This is a genomic window from Streptomyces sp. NPDC028305 (genome assembly GCF_055569495.1).
In genome coordinates this window covers 27,572-45,274 of sequence record NZ_JBVHTN010000002.1, presented here as the reverse complement: position 1 = coordinate 45,274, position 17,703 = coordinate 27,572, and the positions used below count along the sequence as shown (strand labels likewise).

The window sequence follows — 17,703 nt, the reverse complement described above, 5'->3', positions numbered from 1 at the left end:
CTCGGCGACACGTGTGCACGTCACATGAGCAGGGCGGTGGACAGGTCGACGGGTTCACCGCGGACGACCTCCGCGCGCTTACCTCCGTGACCCATGTGTGCGACCCGAGGAAGCCTCTGCCGCGGGTTCGCTGAGGAACGGCCCAGACCTTATCACCGGTTAAACCGGTGACGAAATACCGAGCGGGGCGACGACGACGGCTGCTAGGCTCTCAGCGACGTAGACCGTGTATCGAGGAGTCACAGACGTGGTGGGTGAAGACGACATCTCCGGGTGAGACCCGGATCTGACGGCCACCGGACGCGCCCAGGAGCGCCGCCGATGTGGCCGGTTTGTCGTACCCATTTTTCCCACGCCTGCCCAGGGCAGAGCTGTCTGCCCGCAACACGCTCGAGGTCACCTCCATGTCCGACGCCGCCGTCGTCTGCTCGAACCTCTCCTTCGCCTGGCCCGACGACACCCCGGTCTTCCACGACCTGTCCTTCACCGTGAACACCGGCCGCACCGGCCTGGTCGCCCCCAACGGCTCCGGCAAGAGCACCCTGCTCAAGCTGATCGCCGGCGAACTCGAGCCCGCCACCGGCTCGGTGTCCGTCAGCGGCACCCTCGGCTACCTCCCGCAGAGCCTCCCCCTCACCGGCAACCTCACGGTCGCCGAGGTGCTCGGCGTCGCCGCGGTGATCCGCGCCCTGGACGCCGTCGAGTCCGGGGACGTGGGTGAGGAGCACTTCACCACCATCGGCGACGACTGGGACATCGAGGAGCGCACCCGCGCCCAACTCGACCGCCTCGGCCTGGCCGACCTCACCCTGGACCGCAGCCTGAGCACGCTCAGCGGCGGCCAGGTCGTCTCGCTGGGCCTCGCCGCCCAGCTGCTCAAGCGCCCCGATGTGCTGCTGCTCGACGAGCCGACCAACAACCTCGACCTGGAGGCCCGGCAGAAGCTCTACGACGTGCTGGCGGACTTCCCCGGCTGCCTGCTCCTGGTCAGCCACGACCGCGCGCTGCTCGACCGCATGGACCGTATCGCCGAGCTCGGCAGCGGCGAACTGCGCTTCTACGGCGGCAACTTCACCGAGTACGAGGAGGCCGTGCGCGCCGAGCAGGAGGTCGCCGAGAAGAACGTCCGCAACGCCGAGCAGGAGCTGAAGCGGGAGAAGCGGGAGATGCAGCAGGCCCGCGAACGGGCCGAGCGCCGCGCCTCCAACGCCGCGCGGAACCTCAAGAACGCCGGACTGCCGCGTATCTTCGCCGGCAACATGAAGCGCGGCGCGCAGGAGTCCGCGGGCCGGGCCGGCCAGATGCACGCGACCCGGGTCAGCGAGGCCAAGGCCCGGCTCGACGAGGCCGGACGCTCGTTGCGCGAGGAGCAGCGCATCACCCTGGATCTGCCCGACACCCAGGTGCCGGCCGGACGCAACCTCTTCCTCGGCGAGGGGATGCAGGTCCACCACGGCGACAGGGCCGTGTTCGCCGACGGCGGCGTCGACTTGACCGTCCGGGGCCCCGAGCGCATCGCGCTGACCGGGCCCAACGGAGCCGGCAAGACCACCCTGTTGCGTCTGATCACCGGCGACCTCGCGCCGGACAGCGGGGAGATCAAGCGCAACGACGGCCGCATCGCCTATCTCTCGCAGCGCCTGGACCTGCTGGACCTGGACCGCACCGTCGCGGAGAACTTCGCCGCGTTCGCCCCCGACCGGCCCGAGGCGGAGCGGATGAACCTGCTCGCCCGCTTCCTCTTCCGGGGCGCCCGGGCACACCTGCCGGCCGGGGTCCTCTCCGGCGGCGAACGGCTGCGCGCCACCCTGGCCTGTGTGCTGTGCGCCGAACCGGCCCCCCATCTGCTCCTGCTCGACGAGCCGACCAACAACCTCGACCTGGTCAGCGCGGGCCAGCTGGAGAGCGCGCTGAACTCCTACCAGGGCGCCTTCATGGTGGTCAGCCACGACGAGCGGTTCCTCGCCGAGATCGGGGTGAACCGCTGGGTGATGCTGTCCGACGGGGCGCTCAAGGAGACGGGAGCGCCCGCGGTGTGAGCCGCCGACGTGTGAAGTGGCCCGCGTCCGAGGCCCTGCGCCCGGCGGGCCGACCACCGATCACGTTGGACGGTTCCCTGTGCCCCAGCCCGCTCTGCTCGCCCACGACCTCGTCCGCACCCTGGGAGGCCGGCGCGTCCTCGACGGCGTCTCGCTGACCGCCTCCCCCGGCCACCGCATCGGCCTGATCGGGGAGAACGGCGTCGGCAAGTCCACCCTGCTGCGGGTGCTCGCCGGCGTGGACGAACCCGACACGGGACACGTCTCCCGCCCCGCCGAACTGGGTTTTCTGCACCAGGAGATGCCCTTCGACGCCCCCTCGACCATCGCCACGGTGCTCGATACGGCCCTCCGCGAGGCCCGCGAGGACCTCGCGGAGCTGGAACGGCTCGGCGCGGAACTCGCCCACGTCCCGCAGGACCATCCCGGCCACCAGGAACTCCTCGACGCCTACGGCAGGCGGCTGGAACAGGCCCAGGACCGGGAGTCCTGGGACGCCGACCGCCGCGCTGCCCTGGTGCTGGACGGCCTGGGCCTCGGCGCGCTCGGCCACGACCGCACGCTCGGCTCGCTGTCCGGCGGGCAGCGCGGCCGGCTGGCCCTGGCCGCGCTGCTCGTCCGGCGCCCGCAGGCGCTGCTGCTGGACGAGCCGACCAACCACCTCGACGACGGAGCCGCCGCCTTCCTGGAGGAGCAGTTGCGCGGCCTGCCCGGAGCCGTGGTCGTCGCCAGCCACGACCGGACGTTCCTCGACGCCGTCTGCACCGATCTGATCGACCTCGACCCGGCGGTGGACGGCCCGGTCCGCTACGGCGGCAACTACAGCGCCTACCTGTCCGAGAAACGCGCCGAGCGGGAGCGCTGGGAGCGGCGGTACGCCGAGGAGCAGCAGGAACTGGAGGAGCTGCGTCACGCTGCGGGCGTGACCGCGCTTCTGGTCGCACCGGACCGGGGGCGGCGCGACAACGAGAAGATGGGGTACGGCCACCGCGCGGGCCGGGTGCAGAACCAGATCTCCCGCCGGGTGCGCAACGCCACCCGGCGGCTGGCGGAGCTGGAGCACAACCGCGTCGCCGAGCCGCCGCGCCCGCTGCGGTTCGCGGCCGGGGAACTGGCCGCGCATGCGGAGGAGGGCCCGCGGCCCCTGGTGTCCCTGCGGGACGTACGGGTGCCGGGCCGGCTCGCGCTGGCCGGCCTGGAGGTGTCGGCGACCGACCGGCTGCTGGTCACGGGCGGCAACGGAGCGGGCAAGTCGACGCTGCTCCATGTGCTCGCCGGACGTCTCACCGCCGAGGGCGAGGTGCACAGGCGGCGCGGGCTGAGCGTGGGGCTGCTCGCCCAGGACACCGTGTTCGACCGGCCCGACCGCACGGTCCGGGACACCTACGAGCTGTCGCTGGGACCGGAGCGGGCCGGGAAGGTGCCACTTGCCTCCCTCGGTCTGCTGCACGAGGCGGACCTGGACAAACCGGTCGGGCAGCTGTCGGTCGGACAGCGCCGGCGGCTCGCGCTGGCCCTCCTGGTGGCCCGGCCGCCCCAGCTGCTGCTGCTCGACGAGCCCACCAACCACCTCTCCCCCCGGCTGTGCGACGAGCTGGAGGCGGCGCTGGGCACCGGCCCGGGTGCGGTCGTGGCCGCCAGCCACGACCGCTGGTTGCGCCGGCGGTGGCAGGGCCGTGAACTGCGGCTGTGACCGGGCCAGGGGGAGCGCACGATCACCCCCTCCCGGGTGATCACCACCCAGAACGGTGACAATCCTTGCGGTAGGGAGCAGTCACCCGTCAAGATGGTGATGTGAATCTTAACCATGTCTTCGTATGCGGGAACCCGGCCCTCGACTTCGCGACCACCCTCCGCGCCCGGCGCTCGACCCGGTTCGAGATGTTCGTGACGCCGGAGCGGCTCAACGCCTGGTACCTGGAGTCCGGACTCGTGGACACGATCACGCCCGGCAAGGAGGACGACGTCCGCGAGGCGACCACGGTGCGCGAGGCCGTCTACCGGCTCATCACCAACCGCCGTCTCGGTGAGGAGTTCGACCGGGAAGCGCTCGCCGTGGTCAACGGCGCCGCGCGCAAGACCCCCGTGACGCCGCAGCTCACCCCGACGGGCCGGCACACCGAGGCCACCCCCGAGCAGGCCCTGGCCACCGTCGCCCGGCAGGCGGTCGAACTGCTCAGCGGCCCGGACGTCCCGCTGCTGAAGGAGTGCGGCAACCCCGAGTGCACGCGCGTCTACATCGACCGCTCCCGGGGCATGCGGCGGCAGTGGTGCGGCATGGAGTCCTGCGGCAACAAGATCAAGGCTGCCGCCTACCGCGCCCGCAAGAAGACCGCGCCCGCGGTGACCGCCCACTGACCCCCTGCTCCAGGGGGCCACACGCACCGCTTCGGCCCCGAGTGAACATGCACGAAAGACCGTCCAGCGTTGACACTTGTCTACACGGGCCCTCGGCGTGGGTACCATGCGCAACGTCATCCACATCGAGGGAGTGAACGGTTGTGACCAGCCAATCAGCCGACACGCTCCGATCGCGGTACGTAGCACAAGCCGCTTCGGACCTGAAAGAGAACCGCCGGCGACAGCAGGAACTGGCGGAGAAAATCGCGATGTTGAAGCAGGAGGAAGCCCTCCTGGCGGACATCCTGAACCTCGCGCAGCGGTACGAGGATTTCGCGGACCCGTCGCGCCTGCCCGAACAGGCGCAGGACGAGCCCGTCGTCACGAAGGCGAAGCCAGCCCCCGCGGGAGCCGCGCCGCGGCGCCCGGCGCCGGCCAAGGCCGCTCCGGCGGCCAAGGCCGCTCCGGCGGGCAAGGCGGCGAAGGCCGGCGCACAGGGGAAGTCGCACCAGCCTCTGCTCGGCAACCTCCTGGCGGATCTGCTCGACAACCACAACGAGCCGCGCCTGGCGAAGGAGTTGCGCGAGGAGCTCCTGGAGAAGCACCCGGACCGCACTCCGACACCACAGGTGGTGCGGAACACCCTCGAGTCCCTCGTCGCCAAGGGACGCATCCAGCGTCTCAAGCAGCAGCGTTCCGTCATGTACACCCTCGTGAAGCCGACAGGTGGCGAGGAGACGGCCGACTGACCCTCCGTCAGAGGAAGCTCGAAACCGCCGGACCGCACCCCGACAGCACCACACTCCTCCCGCAGGCGGCCGTGCCCGGGGTCGGGGGCGGGACCCGCGGTCAGGGGTGACTCAGGCCGCGGCGCGGGCGTCGACGGTGCTTACAGCCCCAGATCGAGGGCCAGGCACGAGTAGTACTTCCAGGAGCCCGCGGGGTCATAGGAGGCATTGATCCCCCCACTCGGCACGGCCTCCACCTCTTCGGCCATGTCCTCGAAGCGGATGCGTTCGGGGAGCCTGCCGTAGCGCGCATGGCGTGCCGTCGCATCGGCGTCCATCGCGAGGTCCTTGTTCATGACCGTTCTCCATTTCGTCGACCACGGATCGCGTCCCGCTCGTCGCCTCGGACGACCTTTAGCGTGCACCCCCAGGCGTCACCAGTCAAGGCGGTGACGAGATGCGGGAGCACATGCGCGTGGCCGGTATCACATGTCGCCCGACGGGGTGATGGTCTTGTACTCGGTGTAGGTGCCGAGGCCGACCGCGCCATACCCAGCGGGCGCCGGCGTCGCCGGCATCGCCGCCGAGGCGGGCGTGGACCGGCGCACGACGACGCCGTGCGCCGACGTCGTGACACATATGTCGCCGGCGTCGTCGTCGACACCCTGCTGCACCGCCTTGGCGCGCCCTGATGCGCCTACGGCCAACGTCTCGCCGACCTTGGGGTGTTCGCACGGGGCCCGGCCGAAAAACGGCCCACCCTGTGCGAGGTGTTACTCGGTTCGGCGGCGGACTGCCGAGAGGAGGCGCCGCATGCCGACCACGTGCCCACCCGTCCCGATGACGAGCCGTCGGTAGAGGCCGCCGGCCAGACCGGGAAAGGCGGCTCGGCTTTCGGCACGGAGGCGCGATCGTCCCGGGTGATCTCGAGCGCGGAGGACGCCGGAACCCGCAGGACTCCGGCCGAGGTGGTCGCGCTCATATCCGCCGGGATCTTCTCCTACGCCATCCGCTCCGTCCCCGCCACCATGGCATTCGTCGAGTGCCTCCTCCGGGCTACGCTGGTAACAGGCGCCTCACGAAGGCAAGGGCCTGCCCGCCCAGGGAGAGGCCATAGGAGACCCGAGTCCGGATACAGGTGCGACACGGCAACGGCGTGCGGGGCGAGGCAGGATCTACCAAGCGACCCGAAAGGGAAGAGATGATCGATCATGTCGACGAGCGACATCGCCCTGACCGCCCGAAACCAGTTCGTTGAGGCACCTAACGGGGTGAAATACGCCTACCGGCGGTTCGGCACTCCCTCCCCCGGCGTGCTCCCGCTGGTGATGTTTCAGCACTTCCGCGGCAACCTCGACAACTGGGATCCGCTGCTGCTCGGCGCCCTCGCGTCCGGCCGTGAGGTCATCCCGGTCGACAACGCCGGGGTCGGTCTGTCGTCCGGGACGGTGCCGCACACCATCACCAGGATGGCCCGCGACGCCATCGCCTTCATCGACGCGCTCGGGCTGACACGGATCGACCTGCTCGGGTTCTCCATCGGCGGCATGGTCGCCCAGGAACTGACCCTGATCCGCCCCCAGTTGGTGCGCCGGCTCGTGCTGGCCGGCACCGGGCCGCAAAGCGGCCAGCTGATGCACGGCTGGATCAACGACGTCCAATACCTCGCCAACGTCGCGGACAATCATCCCGAGGACCTGCTGTCCTTGTTCTTCGAAGTCACCCCGACCAGCCAGCAGAAGGGCCGGGAGTTCCTGGAGCGGCGCGCCTCCCGCACGTCAGACCACGACAAGCCCGCCGGTTTGCAGGCCCGCGACGCCCAGATGGACGCCATCACCCAGTGGGGCATCCCCGCACCGTCCCGGCTGCACCGGCTGGCCGGGATCACCCAGCCGGTCCTGATCGCCAACGGCGACAACGACATCATGATCCCGACGGGAAACTCCTGGCTGCTGGCACAGCATCTGCCCAACGCACGGGTCCGGATCTACCCCGACTCCGGCCACGGCTTCCTCTTCCAGTGGCCCGAGGAGTTCGCCAAGCTGGTACACAGCTTCCTGTCCGGGGCCGGCGAGGAAAAGGCCCCGTGATGGACACGACCGACCGGCTACGGGTGACCGCGCTCCGGGCGCTGCTGTGGTGGCTCGGGCATGGACTGGTGCTGGCGTCGCGGTTCAGCGCACCAGTCCGGTCGCAGATCACACGCAGTCTCACGGTCGAGATGTCCGCCGACGACGGCCCCTCGCGGCACTGGGTTTTCGACAGCCAGCGGCGCCGCGTGTCCAGCTCGGCCGGAAGGTCCAGGGCACCCGACTTCGCGGTCCGCTTCGCCGGCAGCGGTCAGGCGCTTCGTCATCTGACATCACCGGATGGGATCGACCGCATCATGCGCGGCCGGATTCACGGGACCGTCCGGGTCGAGGGCAACCATCTGATCCTCTTCTGGTTCCGCGGCCTGATGCGGCAGTTGGTGCCCATCGGCGGGGCGGGTCCTCCCCGGCAGGCTCTGCCGGGCGCGTACGTGGCACACGATCCGGCCTCGAACGGCGTCGAGCAGATCACGATCGAGCCGGCTGTACGGCAGTTGGATCCACGCTGGACCGATGCCTGGAACGCGCGGGCCAAACTGTGGATCGTGCGGGGGGCGAACGGCGAACCGTTGCGGGAGCCGTGATGAGCCCGCGCGCCGAGACCTCCGAGGAGGGAGCGCCGATGGTTGCGCTGAACGACCGTGCGCTCGGCTGGCTGCGGTTCATGTGGGACAAGGCGACAACCCCGGACGACTGGAGCGACCAGGGCGAACCGCATCCGTGGTGGGATCGCTACACCGCGCCGCCCATGTGCGCCTTCCCCCGATTCGACCTGCACTACATGGCGTACGCCCTTCCGGTCATGCTCGAAGCGACGCCGGCGTGGCGGGAGGTCTACACCCGGATCGCCGACGAACTCATCCGCCGCTATGTCTCGTTCTGGGGCGCGGTCGACTGGTGCACACTGATCGGCCCTGATCCCGGTGTGGACCGCTACCCGCCCGAGTGGCTGACCTTCATCCCGGAACCGCTTCGCGGCCGCTACCCACCACCAGGATGGACGGGAAACGGGGTCGAGCCATGGGGGCTCCAGCCGGACCCGGTGGGCGCCGACGGCAATGTGTTCTACCGGGGCTGGCTGAACCTGCTCCTCGGGATACGCCGCTACGTCTCGGGAGAGGCCGGCGAGCGCGAACCCCTCCACATCACCGGGTACCAGAACCGCCAGTTCACCTGGACCCACGCACGGATCGCGGAGCTCATCTCCGCCCAGTTCCGTACTCGCCCACAGGGCCCGCACTGCGAGAACACCAAGATCTGGCCGTTCTGCGTCAGCGCCGCCGGGCTCGGGCTGAAACTCTACGACTCGCTGCTCCGAACCACCCTGCACGAGCCGTTCCCGCACTGGGTCGACTACGTCCGCCGGCACTACATGAGCCTGACCCGCACCGGCGAGCTGCGCACCTTCGCGCTCTACTACGACCCGATGGAACAACGCCTCCACACGCTGCCCGGGCCCTCGGTGGCCCACGGGGTGTTCCCCTGCCTGCTGTATCTGTACCCGCAGGACCGCGAGTTCGCCCTGTGGACCTACGAGCTGGCGATGCGGCGACTCGGCTGGAACAACCCGGATCTGCCGCTGAGCAAGCTCCACCCCGACCCCAACCACCTCAGCACGGCCCTGTGGATGGCACATGAGGTGGAGGACACCGCCACCGAAGACCGCATCCGGGATTTCGTCGAGCGTGAATACCAGCCCCGGTTCTTCGGCGAGGAGAACGACCGATTCGCGTTCTGGTTCGGCTACGACTCCACCTGGCCCCGCGGGCAGGTCAACGCCACCCTGATGCTCGCCGAGAGCGGCAGCCCGGGAGCGTGGTGGCGGATCTTCAACGAACCCCGGCTCGCGTCGGCATCGGAACCGGAGCTCCGCGGCGTCGACTACCCCGACATCGGCATCCGCCACGCCCGGAACGACATGGCCCACCACGTCCTCAGCATCGAGACCACGGCCGCCGCGCCCTCGCGGCGAGGACATCCCACCAGCTTCACGATCGACCGGCTCCCCAGCCCCGCCGAGGCGTCGGTCACCGTCGACGGCCAGGACTCGGCCGGCTGGGACGTCACTGACGGCAACTCCATACGAATCCACCTGGACATCGGCGACCACCAGATCCGCGTCGCCTTCCCGGGCGGCGGCTCCCGGTAAAGCGGTTCCGTGACATATAGGGTGCCGCCATGACGCCCGCGTCCGCTTTCGCAACGCCGCTCATCGAACTTCTCGGCCTGGCACACCCACCCGTCGCGATCACCTTCAGCACGGAACCCGCCACCTCCAGCGGCGAGAGGCTCCCAGCCCAGCCGGCAGGCTGCTGCTTCTGGGAACCCGCCCAGCGCCGCCCCCTCGACACGCGCGCCGCGGACCACGCCAACTGTAGTACCGGAAGCTACACGCACGGCCTGACCGACCTGGCCGCTGCCGCCTCCGGGTCCGACACCGCCGCCCTGGTCAGCAGTGGTTGGATCACGCCGGCGGACCTCACCTTCGTCGCACACCTGCCGATCCGGCCAACGACGATCCGCTACGAACCGCTCACTGTCGCGACCAGCCCGGACGTCGTGCTCGTCCGGCTGTCGCCGTCCTCGCTCATGACCCTCCAGGGCGCATGCCCGGACCTGCGGCTCGCCACCAGGCCACAATGCCAGATCATTCCGCTGGCCCACAGCGGCCAGGTCGCGGTCAGCCCGGGATGCGCCATCAGCCGGGCCCGCACCGGGCTGCCGGCCGAGGAGATGACCTGTGCGCTGCCCGTCGGAAACCTTCCCGCGGTCATCGACCGCCTGCGGCAGGCCGTAGCCGCCGACCAGGCGGCCGTCGACTATGCCACCACCGACCTCCGGCGCTTCGACCCACTGGACTGACATGCGTGAGCTGCTCGCCAACGCCATCGATGCCCATGGCGGGATCGAACGCTGGCAGGAGCTGGCCGAGGCGCGAGCCACGATTGTCAGCGGCGGCCTTCTGTTCGACGTAAAGGGCCTGCCGCAGGATCCCGCGCCTCGCGAGATGACCGTCCGACTGCACGAGGAACACGCCTCGGTGCGGCCCTTCGGCTCTCCCGATCAGAGGACGGACTTCACGCCGGGGCGCGTGAGCATCGAAAAGCTCGACGGGCGAGTGGTGACCGAACGAGACGACCCACGGAGATCGTTCCTCGGGCACACACTGGAATCCCCCTGGGACCCGCTGGACCGCGCCTACTTCAACGGCTATGCGTTGTGGACCTACCTCACCACACCCTTCCTGCTGGCGATGCCCGGCTTCTCGGTCACCGAGATCGAGTCGTGGCGCGAAGGAGACGAGGTCTGGCGCGGACTGCGGGCCGCCTTCCCGAGCTATATCGCCAGCCACAGCACCCAACAGGACTTCTACTTCGGCCCCGACCACCGGCTGCGGCGCCACGACTACCACGTCGACGTGGCCGGCGGATTCGCCACCGCGCAGTATGTCTACGACTGCGTAGAAGCGGACGGCATCGTACTGCCGACCAAACGCCGGGCATACCGCCGCGACACCCACGGCCGCCCCATCATGACGCAGCTCATGGTCTCGATCGACCTCAGCGAGGTCACCTTCAGCTGAGAAGGGTCCTTCACGTAGCAACCAACCTTGTCTCGCTTGGCACACTATTTATTCCGACGAAGCGTCAGAAGTGCTTCGAGGCGGTCGGCCGCGGCCGCGCTTCCGCCTGCCGTCCGGAACGAGCGGCTTACCGCCCGCGCCGCCGCGCGGTGCCCCGACGCCTCGTCCAGGACCGTGTCGACGGCGTCGGCGATCCGCCGCGGGTCGGCGCGGCCGAAGCGCAGCCTGACGCCCGCGCCCGCGTCGGTGACCTGGCTCGCGACGATGGGCTGGTCGTCCCTGATGGGTGCGACCACCAGCGGGACGCCGTGCCACAGGGCCTCGCAGACGGTGTTGTGCCCGGCATGACAGACGACGGCGTCGACGCGGGCGAGCAGCGGCAGTTGGGGTATGTGCGGGCGCAGCAGGATGTTCTCGCCCGTTCTGGTCACGCTGCCCGCGGGGTCGACGACGACGGCGCGTACCCCGGCCATGCCGGACAACGCCTGGACCGCGGCGTTCAGGAACGGCGCGCTCGCGTCCGCGTTCGCGGTGCCGAGGCTGACCAGGACGGTGCGCTCCGCTCCCGCCAGCCACTGCCAGGGAAAGTCCGCGGACGGCGGGCGGTCGGTGACGGACGGGCCGACCAGCCAGACGTGTTCGGGCAGTTCGACCGGGCCCAGGAGCGCGCGTGTGGTGTAGGCGAGCACGCCGTGCGGGGACATCCTCGGGTCGGCCGTGCCCCTGCCGTCCGCGATCCGGCCGCGCAGCGCCTCCAGCAGCCCGTCCAGCCAGGCCGCCACCTTGGGCATCCCCGCGAGCGGGTCGAGCAGCTCGGCCGAGGTGGTCGCGGAGGTCACCCAGGTCAGGCCGAGCGACTCGGCGACCATGCCGCCGGCGACGGTCTGCTGGTCGGCGATCACGAGGTCCGGGCCGAACTCCTCGATGGCCTCCCGTATCGGGGGAGCCATGTGGTCCGCCAGCGGGATCAGGAAGCTCTCCCACAGGAACCGGAAGGCCGCGGGTCCCTTCAGTTCGGCGGTCCGGTCGGCGATCTTGGCGGCGCGGTCCGGCACCAGGTGGGGCCGCACACAGGGGTACACCTGCGCCTCGGGTCCGGCCAGGCGGCGCACCAGGTCGGCCGGGCCCGCCCAGGCGATGTCGTGGCCCCGCGCGGCGAGCGCGGCGGCCGTGCCGACCGCCGGGTTGATGTGGCCGACCAGGGGCGGCACGACGAACAGGAACCGGCTCATCGAACCCCCTTCGCGGGTGTGTGGATGTCGTCGTGGATGTCGTCGTGGATGTCGTCTTCCAACCATTCCAGCAGCAGTTCGGCCGTCTCCCTGGTCCGCTCCACGAGCACCGAGTGCCCCTGATCGGGCAGGACGACACTGCGGCAGTGGCCGAGGGTGGCGGCCAAGTGGTCGGCCTGAGCGGCGAGTTCGGAGTCGGCTCCGAAGACGGCGAAGACGGGGCAGCGGATGTCGGCGAGCCCGTCGTCCAGGACCCGGCTGCGCGGAATGTCCTCGCTCAGTGTGGTGGCGTCCAGGATGTCCCCGGCGAGTTGGAACGGGCGCGCGTTGCGCTCGGGGTCCTCGGCGAGCCAGGTGCGCACCTCCTTGACCACCAGACCGCCTTCTTCGCCGGTCAGGCCCTCGGCCATCTTCTCGGCCCACGACTTCACCGGCGGCTCGGACTCGATCGCGATGACGGACCGGACGCGATCGGGACGGGCGGCGGCCAGCCCGTAGGCGATGGCCCCGCCGAAGGAGTTGCCCACGACGTGGGCCGGGCGGTCCTCCCCGAGGGCGTCGAGGAGCCCGTCGAGGTCCGCCACGAAGTCCTCGAGGCGGTAGCCCGTGGCGGGGCGGCCGGTCCGCCCGTGCCCCCGCAGGTCGTACATGAGGACGTCCATCCCCCGCTCGGCGAAGGCGGGGCCGAGGGAGAAGTAGTAGCTCGCCAGGCTGTCGATGAGCAGGCCGTGGACGAGCACCACCAGGGGCGGCGGCCCGTCGGCCGGCGGCCCGGCCGCGGACATGCGCTGCACGTGGACGTCCAGTTCACCGACGCGGATCTTCGCCATCCTCAGACCGCCTCGGCCGCGGGCTCGGCGGGTAGGGACGCCACGACGTGGCGCACCAGGTCGCCGACGGTCAGCGCGATGAGCTCCTCGAGGCCGCGGTCCGCGATGAAGGCGGCGAAGTTGACGGTGTCGCCGTAGTGTTCGCGCAGTGACGCGGTGAGCGTGACCAGGTCGATGCTCTCCAGTTGGAGGTCGTCGTGGAACAGGGTGTCCATGGTGATCTCGGCGTCGTCGAGCCCGTACTCGCCGAGGACCTCGCGCAGCATGCCCGTCACCTCGTGCAGCACGGTCTGCTCGGCCGGAGTGGGGCGTCCGGCTCCGTGGGCTTCAGCGGTCATCTTCGCTCTCCTCCTCGTGGGCGGCCGTCCAGCCCACGACGTAGTTCCTGGGGGGCAGCCCGGGCGGGTTGCCGACCGTTCTGTGCTGGACGTGGTACGTGCCACCGCCGGTGCGGACGGTGAGGGTCGTATCGGTGGCGGCGGTGATCTCAAGGCTCTCGGGGCCGCGGGCCCTGGCAACGGCTTGCCCGGCGACCCGGAAGCGGGTGAGCCACAGGGCCTCGGGTTCACCGGTGTCGCGGACAAGGGAGACGAGCAGGTCCCGCTCCCGGGTGCCGAGTGCGGCCTCGAAGGTCCCGTCCGGGCGCCCGGTGACCTCCTCGATGTCGATGCCGCAGGGGCCCGTCCTGGCGATCGCGACCGCGGCCTCCGCCCGGTGCGCGCAGGAGACGTGCAGGTCGGGGAGGGTGCGGCCGTAGGCGCCCGTGACGTAGGGGCGTCCGGCGGGGTCGTTCGCGACCCGCACTTCGGCGGGGAAGATCCGGCCGCTCCCGGCGTCCCACATCCGCCGCCGGACCGCGTCCTTGACCGCGATCCGGCCGAGCAGCCACTGGCGCCGGCCCCGGGGAGCGTATGTCTCGTAGGCGGTACGTTCCTCGCCGGCCAGCATGTTCCGCATGATCAGTTCGCGGGTGGCCAGGTCGGGCCACCGCTCGTGGACCAGGACCCAGCCGCCGTCCTGGGGCTCGGAGAGGGTGTGGCGCTCCGGTGCGCGGTCCACCCGGCGGACCTGCGGATCACTGTCGAAACGGCGGTCGCGCCAGCCGCTGAACTCCGCCCAGACGCGGCCCCGATGAACCAGCTGCATATCGGCTTCGAGCGTGGTCTCGGTGACGGAGACGATGCGGATCAGACAGTCCAGCCGATCGCCCGGCGCGGGGTGCGGGCCGTGGAAACGGATCTCCCGCATGCCGACGGGGAAGACGGTCGTGCGCGTGGGCCGCTCCGACATGATCCAATAGCCGAGCAGCTGGCCCACGTTGTCCAGCAGCGCTCCGGGGGCGGGCGGGGTGGTGAGGACTCCCCGCACATGCGCGTCGCCGATCGCGATCAGTTCGGTCACGCCCTGGAAGCTCGGGCCGTGGAACATCCAGCGCCGGGTGTACAGCTCGCGGGCGGTCAGATCGCAGGGGCGCTCCTGGTCCGGCGGGAAGGTCCACGGGCCGGGCGGATGCCGGTCGTGGCCGCGTGCGAGCTCGACGGTGGCGCGGGCGTACGGGCCGAGGGTGGCCGTCACCCGGGCCGTGCCCGCGGGATGCGAAGGCGCGGAACGCGGGGGCGCGGGGGTGACGTGGACGGGGATGTCGACCGTGGGGACGGCGGTGATCCACTGGTTGAGCCGGACGTCGTGGACGGCCACCGCACGCAGGCCGGGGGCGGCCCGTTCGGCGAAGCCCATGAGGTGTCCGATGACCGTGGTGCCGGGTACGACCGGCCAGCGGTCGGCCGTGTCGGCCTGCGGCGGCTGTTTGAAGAAGCAATGGTCGAGCAGGTACGGCATGGTGTCGACGGAGATCCGCAGCGAGGTGTGCAGCTCACCGGGCGGCGGCGTGGCGGGCGGGGCCTGACGTGCGTACGCGGTGGCCCGGGGCGCGGTGGGTGCGGCGACCGCCCGGAGGGTGTCGCGGCGTCCCGCGCCGAGGACGTCCGCCGCGAGCGCCGCGGTGTCGTCGAGCAGCGCCACGAACTCGGCGGCCAGCGGGTCCCGGTCGCCAAGGACATCGAGGGCATCGTGGGCCGAGGGCCGCGCGCTGCCGGCCGCCCGGCGCGGCGGGGTCAGGGCCGCGCCGACCGCGGTGCGGGTGGGTTCGTCGAGGGAGATCAGCGCGCCGCCCAGGTCGAGCCGGACCGGGCGGTGCGCGGCCTTGCGCGCCGGGGTGGCCGTCGGGTGGAGCAGGGTCTGGTCCGCCCTGGCTCCGTCGGCCCAGAGCGCGGTGGCCACGCGGCGCAGTTGGGGAAGGCCGGAGCGGTGCGCGGAGTGGGCGGGAACCACGAGGTGATCGCGGCCCCGCAGGGTGTCCGCGATGAGTGATCCGAGTTGGCCGGCGCCGAGTTGGACGAAGGCGCGGAAGCCCGCCGCGTACATGGCCTCGATCAGCTGCCGGAAGCGGACCGGTTCCAGGAGGTGGCGAATGAACAGGTCGTGTATCGCCTCCGGTCGCGAGGGGTATTCGCCGCACGTGGTCGCGGACCAGACCGGCAGCTTCGCGGGGTGCAGCGTGTAGGCCTCCGCCGCCTTGCGTATCGGGCCCAGAGCGGGCCGGAGCATGGGGGTGTGAAAGCCCGAGCGGAACGGCAGGATCTGCGAGATCACGCCCTGCCCGCGGAAGCGGGCGACGAACTCCTCGACCCCTTCCGACGGGCCGCAGATCATGGACTGGTTGGGGGCGTTGTCGTGCGAGAGCACGACCCGCGCCTGTCCGCGGAGAGCTTCCACGACGCGGTCGGCGGGTGCGCCGATCACCGCGAAGGCCAGGCCCGGCACGCGCAGCGCGTCGGGGTCGAACGAGGCGAGGAAGGCATCGACCTCGTCCTCGGCGTGGATCCCGGCGGCGGCCATGGCGGTCCACTCGCCGAGGCTGTGTCCGGCGAGCGCGTCGGGCACGACACTCATCCGCTCCAGCGCGGCGTGCAGGAGGCGGCCGAGCTGGAAGACACCGGTGCCCTGGCGGCCGACATCGCCGACCGTGACATCGGTGCCGGACAGCGACCACGGCAGGTCGAAGTGTCGTGCGACGTCGTCGCAGTTGGGCTCGAAGTCGGCTTCGAGGCCGGGGAAGACGAAGGCGAGTCGGCCGCCGGCGTCGCCCAGCAGTGGCTCGGGGACGAACCACACGTCGTTCCTGCCGCGCCACGGTCTGCCCCGGTCGACCGCCTTACGGGCGAGCGCGAGCCGCCCCGCGGTCGGATCCACCACGCCGAGCCGGACGGGGCCGACGGGCTCGGGTCCGGTCCCGTCGGCCGCGGTGGCGTGGAGGGTGGCGTCGTCGCGGTCCAGCAGCCGGGCCAGTTCGGCGGGGGTCGCCGCGGCCAGCCGCAGTACCCGCTCGGGCTCGCGCAGCACGGCCGCGGGGCCGAGCGGGCCGGTGGGGCCGGTGGGGCCGATGGGGGCGGTGCGGGGCTGTTCCAGGACGACATGGGCGTTGATGCCGCCGAATCCGAAGGCGTTGACCGCGGCACGGCGCACGGGGCCGTGGACCTCGGGCTCCCAGGGAACGGCGGCGTCCACGGTGGTGAAGCGGGTGCGGGCGAGCGCCGGGTGCGGGTCGTCGCAGTGCAGGGTCGGCGGGAGGACGCCGTGGTGCACGGCGAGCGCCGCCTTGATGAGCCCGGCGATCCCGGCGGCCGGCATGGTGTGGCCGATCATCGACTTGACCGAGCCGATCACGCCACGGGGCGCGTCGCCCGGGGGGCCGAAGACCGCCGCGACGGTCTCCAGTTCCGCGCTGTCCCCCGCCGGGGTGGCGGTGCCGTGGGCCTCGAGCAGCCCCACGGCTCCGGGCTCGGCGGGATCCCGGCCGGCCCGGCGCCATGCCTGACGGATCGCCTCGGCCTGCCCCGCGGAGTCCGGGCTGAGCAGGCCGCCGGTGCGGCCGTCTCCCGCGACCCCGGTGCCGGTGATCACGGCGTAGATCCGGTCGCCGTCGCGCTCGGCGTCGACGAGCCGCTTGAGCACCACCACGCCGGTGCCCTCGCCGATGAGCACTCCGTCGGCGTGCCGGTGGAACGGGCGGATGCGCTGGCTCCGGGACAGGGCTCCGAGTTGGGAGAACACGCTCCACAACGTGATGTCGTGGCAGTGGTGGACTCCCCCGGCCAGGACGACATCGCAGCGGCCGGTCTCCAGCTCACGGGCCGCGTGGTCGACCGCGATGAGTGATGAGGCGCATGCGGCGTCCACCGTGTAGGCCGGACCGCGCAGATCCAGGCGGTTGGCGAGCCGGGAGGCGGCCAGGTTGGGCACCAGGCCGATGGCCGACTCCGGGGCCTCGGGCCCGAGTTGTTCGGTGAAGGCGCGGCGCACTTCCTCGAGTCGCCGCTCCCCGAGGTCCGGCAGGAGTTCTCGCAGTGTGTGCACGAGCTGGCCCGCGGTGCGCACCCGCTGGTCGAGGCGGACCAGGCCGGGCGTGAGGTAGCCGCCGCGGCCGAGGATCACCCCGGCGCGGCGCCGGTCGGTGAAGAGCCCGTCGGCGCCGCCGGCGTCCTGGACCGCCTGGGACGCCACCCGCAGCGCGAGCAACTGGTCGGGCTCGGTGGCCCGTACGGACGCGGGCATGATGCCGAAGGCGCTGACGTCGACGTCGGCGAGCTCGTCGATGAACCCTCCGCGCCGGCAGTAGACGCGGTCGGCACGGCGTTCGGCGTACGGGGCGTAGTACGCGGCGTCCCAGCGGCCCGCGGGGACGTCGGTGATGGCGTCCGTCCCCTGGACGAGGTTGTGCCAGTAGGTGTCGAGGTCGGGCGCGCCGGGGAAGAGCGCCGACATGCCGACGACGGCGATCGGGCGGGGTTCGTCCATCGCC

15 protein-coding genes are annotated in these 17,703 nt (G+C 71.3%); 9 read left to right on the top strand and 6 right to left on the bottom strand.

The window, feature by feature from the left end; genetic code table 11:
* Positions 1 to 404 precede the first annotated feature (404 nt).
* The 4 genes from abc-f (at position 405) to ACZ4WQ_RS07025 (ending at position 5,128) form a co-directional block, all read left to right on the top strand.
* A complete protein-coding gene (gene abc-f, locus ACZ4WQ_RS07040; protein WP_398374046.1) occupies positions 405 to 2,039 on the top strand; it encodes a ribosomal protection-like ABC-F family protein in 1,635 nt (544 codons plus the stop codon).
* Between the two features lie 79 nt (positions 2,040 to 2,118).
* Positions 2,119 to 3,732 carry an ABC-F family ATP-binding cassette domain-containing protein gene (locus ACZ4WQ_RS07035; protein ID WP_398374045.1) on the top strand — a complete coding sequence of 538 codons (1,614 nt, stop codon included), beginning with the start codon at positions 2,119 to 2,121 and terminating at the stop codon, positions 3,730 to 3,732.
* Positions 3,733 to 3,833: 101 nt separating this feature from the next.
* On the top strand, positions 3,834 to 4,397 hold the full coding sequence (locus tag ACZ4WQ_RS07030; protein WP_398374044.1) for a CGNR zinc finger domain-containing protein: 564 nt from the start codon (positions 3,834 to 3,836) through the stop codon (positions 4,395 to 4,397).
* Positions 4,398 to 4,540: 143 nt separating this feature from the next.
* A complete protein-coding gene (locus tag ACZ4WQ_RS07025; RefSeq protein ID WP_398374043.1) occupies positions 4,541 to 5,128 on the top strand; it encodes a hypothetical protein in 588 nt (195 codons plus the stop codon).
* A gap of 140 nt (positions 5,129 to 5,268) precedes the next feature.
* Here ACZ4WQ_RS07025 and ACZ4WQ_RS07020 read toward each other — a convergent pair whose 3' ends face one another.
* Together ACZ4WQ_RS07020 and ACZ4WQ_RS07015 are read right to left on the bottom strand one after the other, a co-directional pair.
* A complete protein-coding gene (locus ACZ4WQ_RS07020; protein ID WP_385344121.1) occupies positions 5,269 to 5,463 on the bottom strand; it encodes a hypothetical protein in 195 nt (64 codons plus the stop codon).
* 129 nt (positions 5,464 to 5,592) lie between these two features.
* On the bottom strand, positions 5,593 to 5,781 hold the full coding sequence (locus tag ACZ4WQ_RS07015; protein WP_398374042.1) for a hypothetical protein: 189 nt from the start codon (positions 5,779 to 5,781) through the stop codon (positions 5,593 to 5,595).
* A 537-nt stretch (positions 5,782 to 6,318) separates the two neighbouring features.
* Here ACZ4WQ_RS07015 and ACZ4WQ_RS07010 point away from each other — a divergent pair.
* The 5 genes from ACZ4WQ_RS07010 to ACZ4WQ_RS06990 are packed head-to-tail and all read left to right on the top strand — an operon-like array spanning position 6,319 to position 10,780.
* Positions 6,319 to 7,197 carry an alpha/beta fold hydrolase gene (locus tag ACZ4WQ_RS07010; RefSeq protein WP_398374041.1) on the top strand — a complete coding sequence of 293 codons (879 nt, stop codon included), beginning with the start codon at positions 6,319 to 6,321 and terminating at the stop codon, positions 7,195 to 7,197.
* Positions 7,197 to 7,781 carry a hypothetical protein gene (locus ACZ4WQ_RS07005; RefSeq protein WP_468022101.1) on the top strand — a complete coding sequence of 195 codons (585 nt, stop codon included), beginning with the start codon at positions 7,197 to 7,199 and terminating at the stop codon, positions 7,779 to 7,781. The genes ACZ4WQ_RS07010 and ACZ4WQ_RS07005 overlap by 1 nt, the downstream gene beginning before the upstream one ends.
* Positions 7,781 to 9,346 (top strand): hypothetical protein, encoded by a 1,566-nt coding sequence (locus ACZ4WQ_RS07000; protein ID WP_398374039.1) that lies wholly within the window; start codon positions 7,781 to 7,783, stop codon positions 9,344 to 9,346. Before ACZ4WQ_RS07005 ends, ACZ4WQ_RS07000 begins: the two co-directional genes overlap by 1 nt.
* A gap of 29 nt (positions 9,347 to 9,375) precedes the next feature.
* Positions 9,376 to 10,059 carry a DUF169 domain-containing protein gene (locus tag ACZ4WQ_RS06995; protein ID WP_398374038.1) on the top strand — a complete coding sequence of 228 codons (684 nt, stop codon included), beginning with the start codon at positions 9,376 to 9,378 and terminating at the stop codon, positions 10,057 to 10,059.
* 1 nt (position 10,060) lies between these two features.
* A complete protein-coding gene (locus ACZ4WQ_RS06990; protein WP_398374037.1) occupies positions 10,061 to 10,780 on the top strand; it encodes a hypothetical protein in 720 nt (239 codons plus the stop codon).
* A gap of 44 nt (positions 10,781 to 10,824) precedes the next feature.
* On the opposite strand, the gene ACZ4WQ_RS06985 is transcribed toward ACZ4WQ_RS06990, so the two are convergent.
* From ACZ4WQ_RS06985 to ACZ4WQ_RS06970, 4 genes are read right to left on the bottom strand one after another with little or no spacing between them, the layout of a single operon-like run.
* Complete coding sequence (locus tag ACZ4WQ_RS06985) at positions 10,825 to 12,012, bottom strand: glycosyltransferase (RefSeq protein ID WP_398374036.1); 1,188 nt, start codon at positions 12,010 to 12,012, stop codon at positions 10,825 to 10,827.
* Positions 12,009 to 12,842: an alpha/beta fold hydrolase gene (locus tag ACZ4WQ_RS06980; protein ID WP_398374035.1), complete on the bottom strand. Its 834-nt coding sequence runs from the start codon at positions 12,840 to 12,842 to the stop codon at positions 12,009 to 12,011. The genes ACZ4WQ_RS06985 and ACZ4WQ_RS06980 overlap by 4 nt, the downstream gene beginning before the upstream one ends.
* A 2-nt stretch (positions 12,843 to 12,844) precedes the next feature.
* The gene (locus ACZ4WQ_RS06975; RefSeq protein WP_361182483.1) at positions 12,845 to 13,180 is read right to left on the bottom strand and encodes an acyl carrier protein; all 336 of its coding nucleotides are present in this window, start codon (positions 13,178 to 13,180) and stop codon (positions 12,845 to 12,847) included.
* Positions 13,170 to 17,699, bottom strand: coding sequence for a beta-ketoacyl synthase N-terminal-like domain-containing protein (locus tag ACZ4WQ_RS06970; protein WP_398374034.1), 4,530 nt, complete (start codon positions 17,697 to 17,699; stop codon positions 13,170 to 13,172). Before ACZ4WQ_RS06970 ends, ACZ4WQ_RS06975 begins: the two co-directional genes overlap by 11 nt.
* Positions 17,700 to 17,703: the final 4 nt, after the last annotated feature.

What these genes read in the sequence shown, in the direction of transcription:
- ACZ4WQ_RS06975 (WP_361182483.1), bottom strand. Translation starts at nt 13,180, where the DNA reads ATGACCGCTGAAGCCCACGGAGCCGGACGCCCCACTCCGGCCGAGCAG.
- ACZ4WQ_RS07000 (WP_398374039.1), top strand. Translation starts at nt 7,781, where the DNA reads ATGAGCCCGCGCGCCGAGACCTCCGAGGAGGGAGCGCCGATGGTTGCG.
- ACZ4WQ_RS06990 (WP_398374037.1), top strand. Translation starts at nt 10,061, where the DNA reads ATGCGTGAGCTGCTCGCCAACGCCATCGATGCCCATGGCGGGATCGAA.
- ACZ4WQ_RS06980 (WP_398374035.1), bottom strand. Translation starts at nt 12,842, where the DNA reads ATGGCGAAGATCCGCGTCGGTGAACTGGACGTCCACGTGCAGCGCATG.
- ACZ4WQ_RS07010 (WP_398374041.1), top strand. Translation starts at nt 6,319, where the DNA reads ATGTCGACGAGCGACATCGCCCTGACCGCCCGAAACCAGTTCGTTGAG.
- ACZ4WQ_RS06970 (WP_398374034.1), bottom strand. Translation starts at nt 17,699, where the DNA reads ATGGACGAACCCCGCCCGATCGCCGTCGTCGGCATGTCGGCGCTCTTC.
- ACZ4WQ_RS07005 (WP_468022101.1), top strand. Translation starts at nt 7,197, where the DNA reads ATGGACACGACCGACCGGCTACGGGTGACCGCGCTCCGGGCGCTGCTG.
- ACZ4WQ_RS06995 (WP_398374038.1), top strand. Translation starts at nt 9,376, where the DNA reads ATGACGCCCGCGTCCGCTTTCGCAACGCCGCTCATCGAACTTCTCGGC.
- ACZ4WQ_RS06985 (WP_398374036.1), bottom strand. Translation starts at nt 12,012, where the DNA reads ATGAGCCGGTTCCTGTTCGTCGTGCCGCCCCTGGTCGGCCACATCAAC.
- ACZ4WQ_RS07020 (WP_385344121.1), bottom strand. Translation starts at nt 5,463, where the DNA reads ATGAACAAGGACCTCGCGATGGACGCCGATGCGACGGCACGCCATGCG.
- abc-f (WP_398374046.1), top strand. Translation starts at nt 405, where the DNA reads ATGTCCGACGCCGCCGTCGTCTGCTCGAACCTCTCCTTCGCCTGGCCC.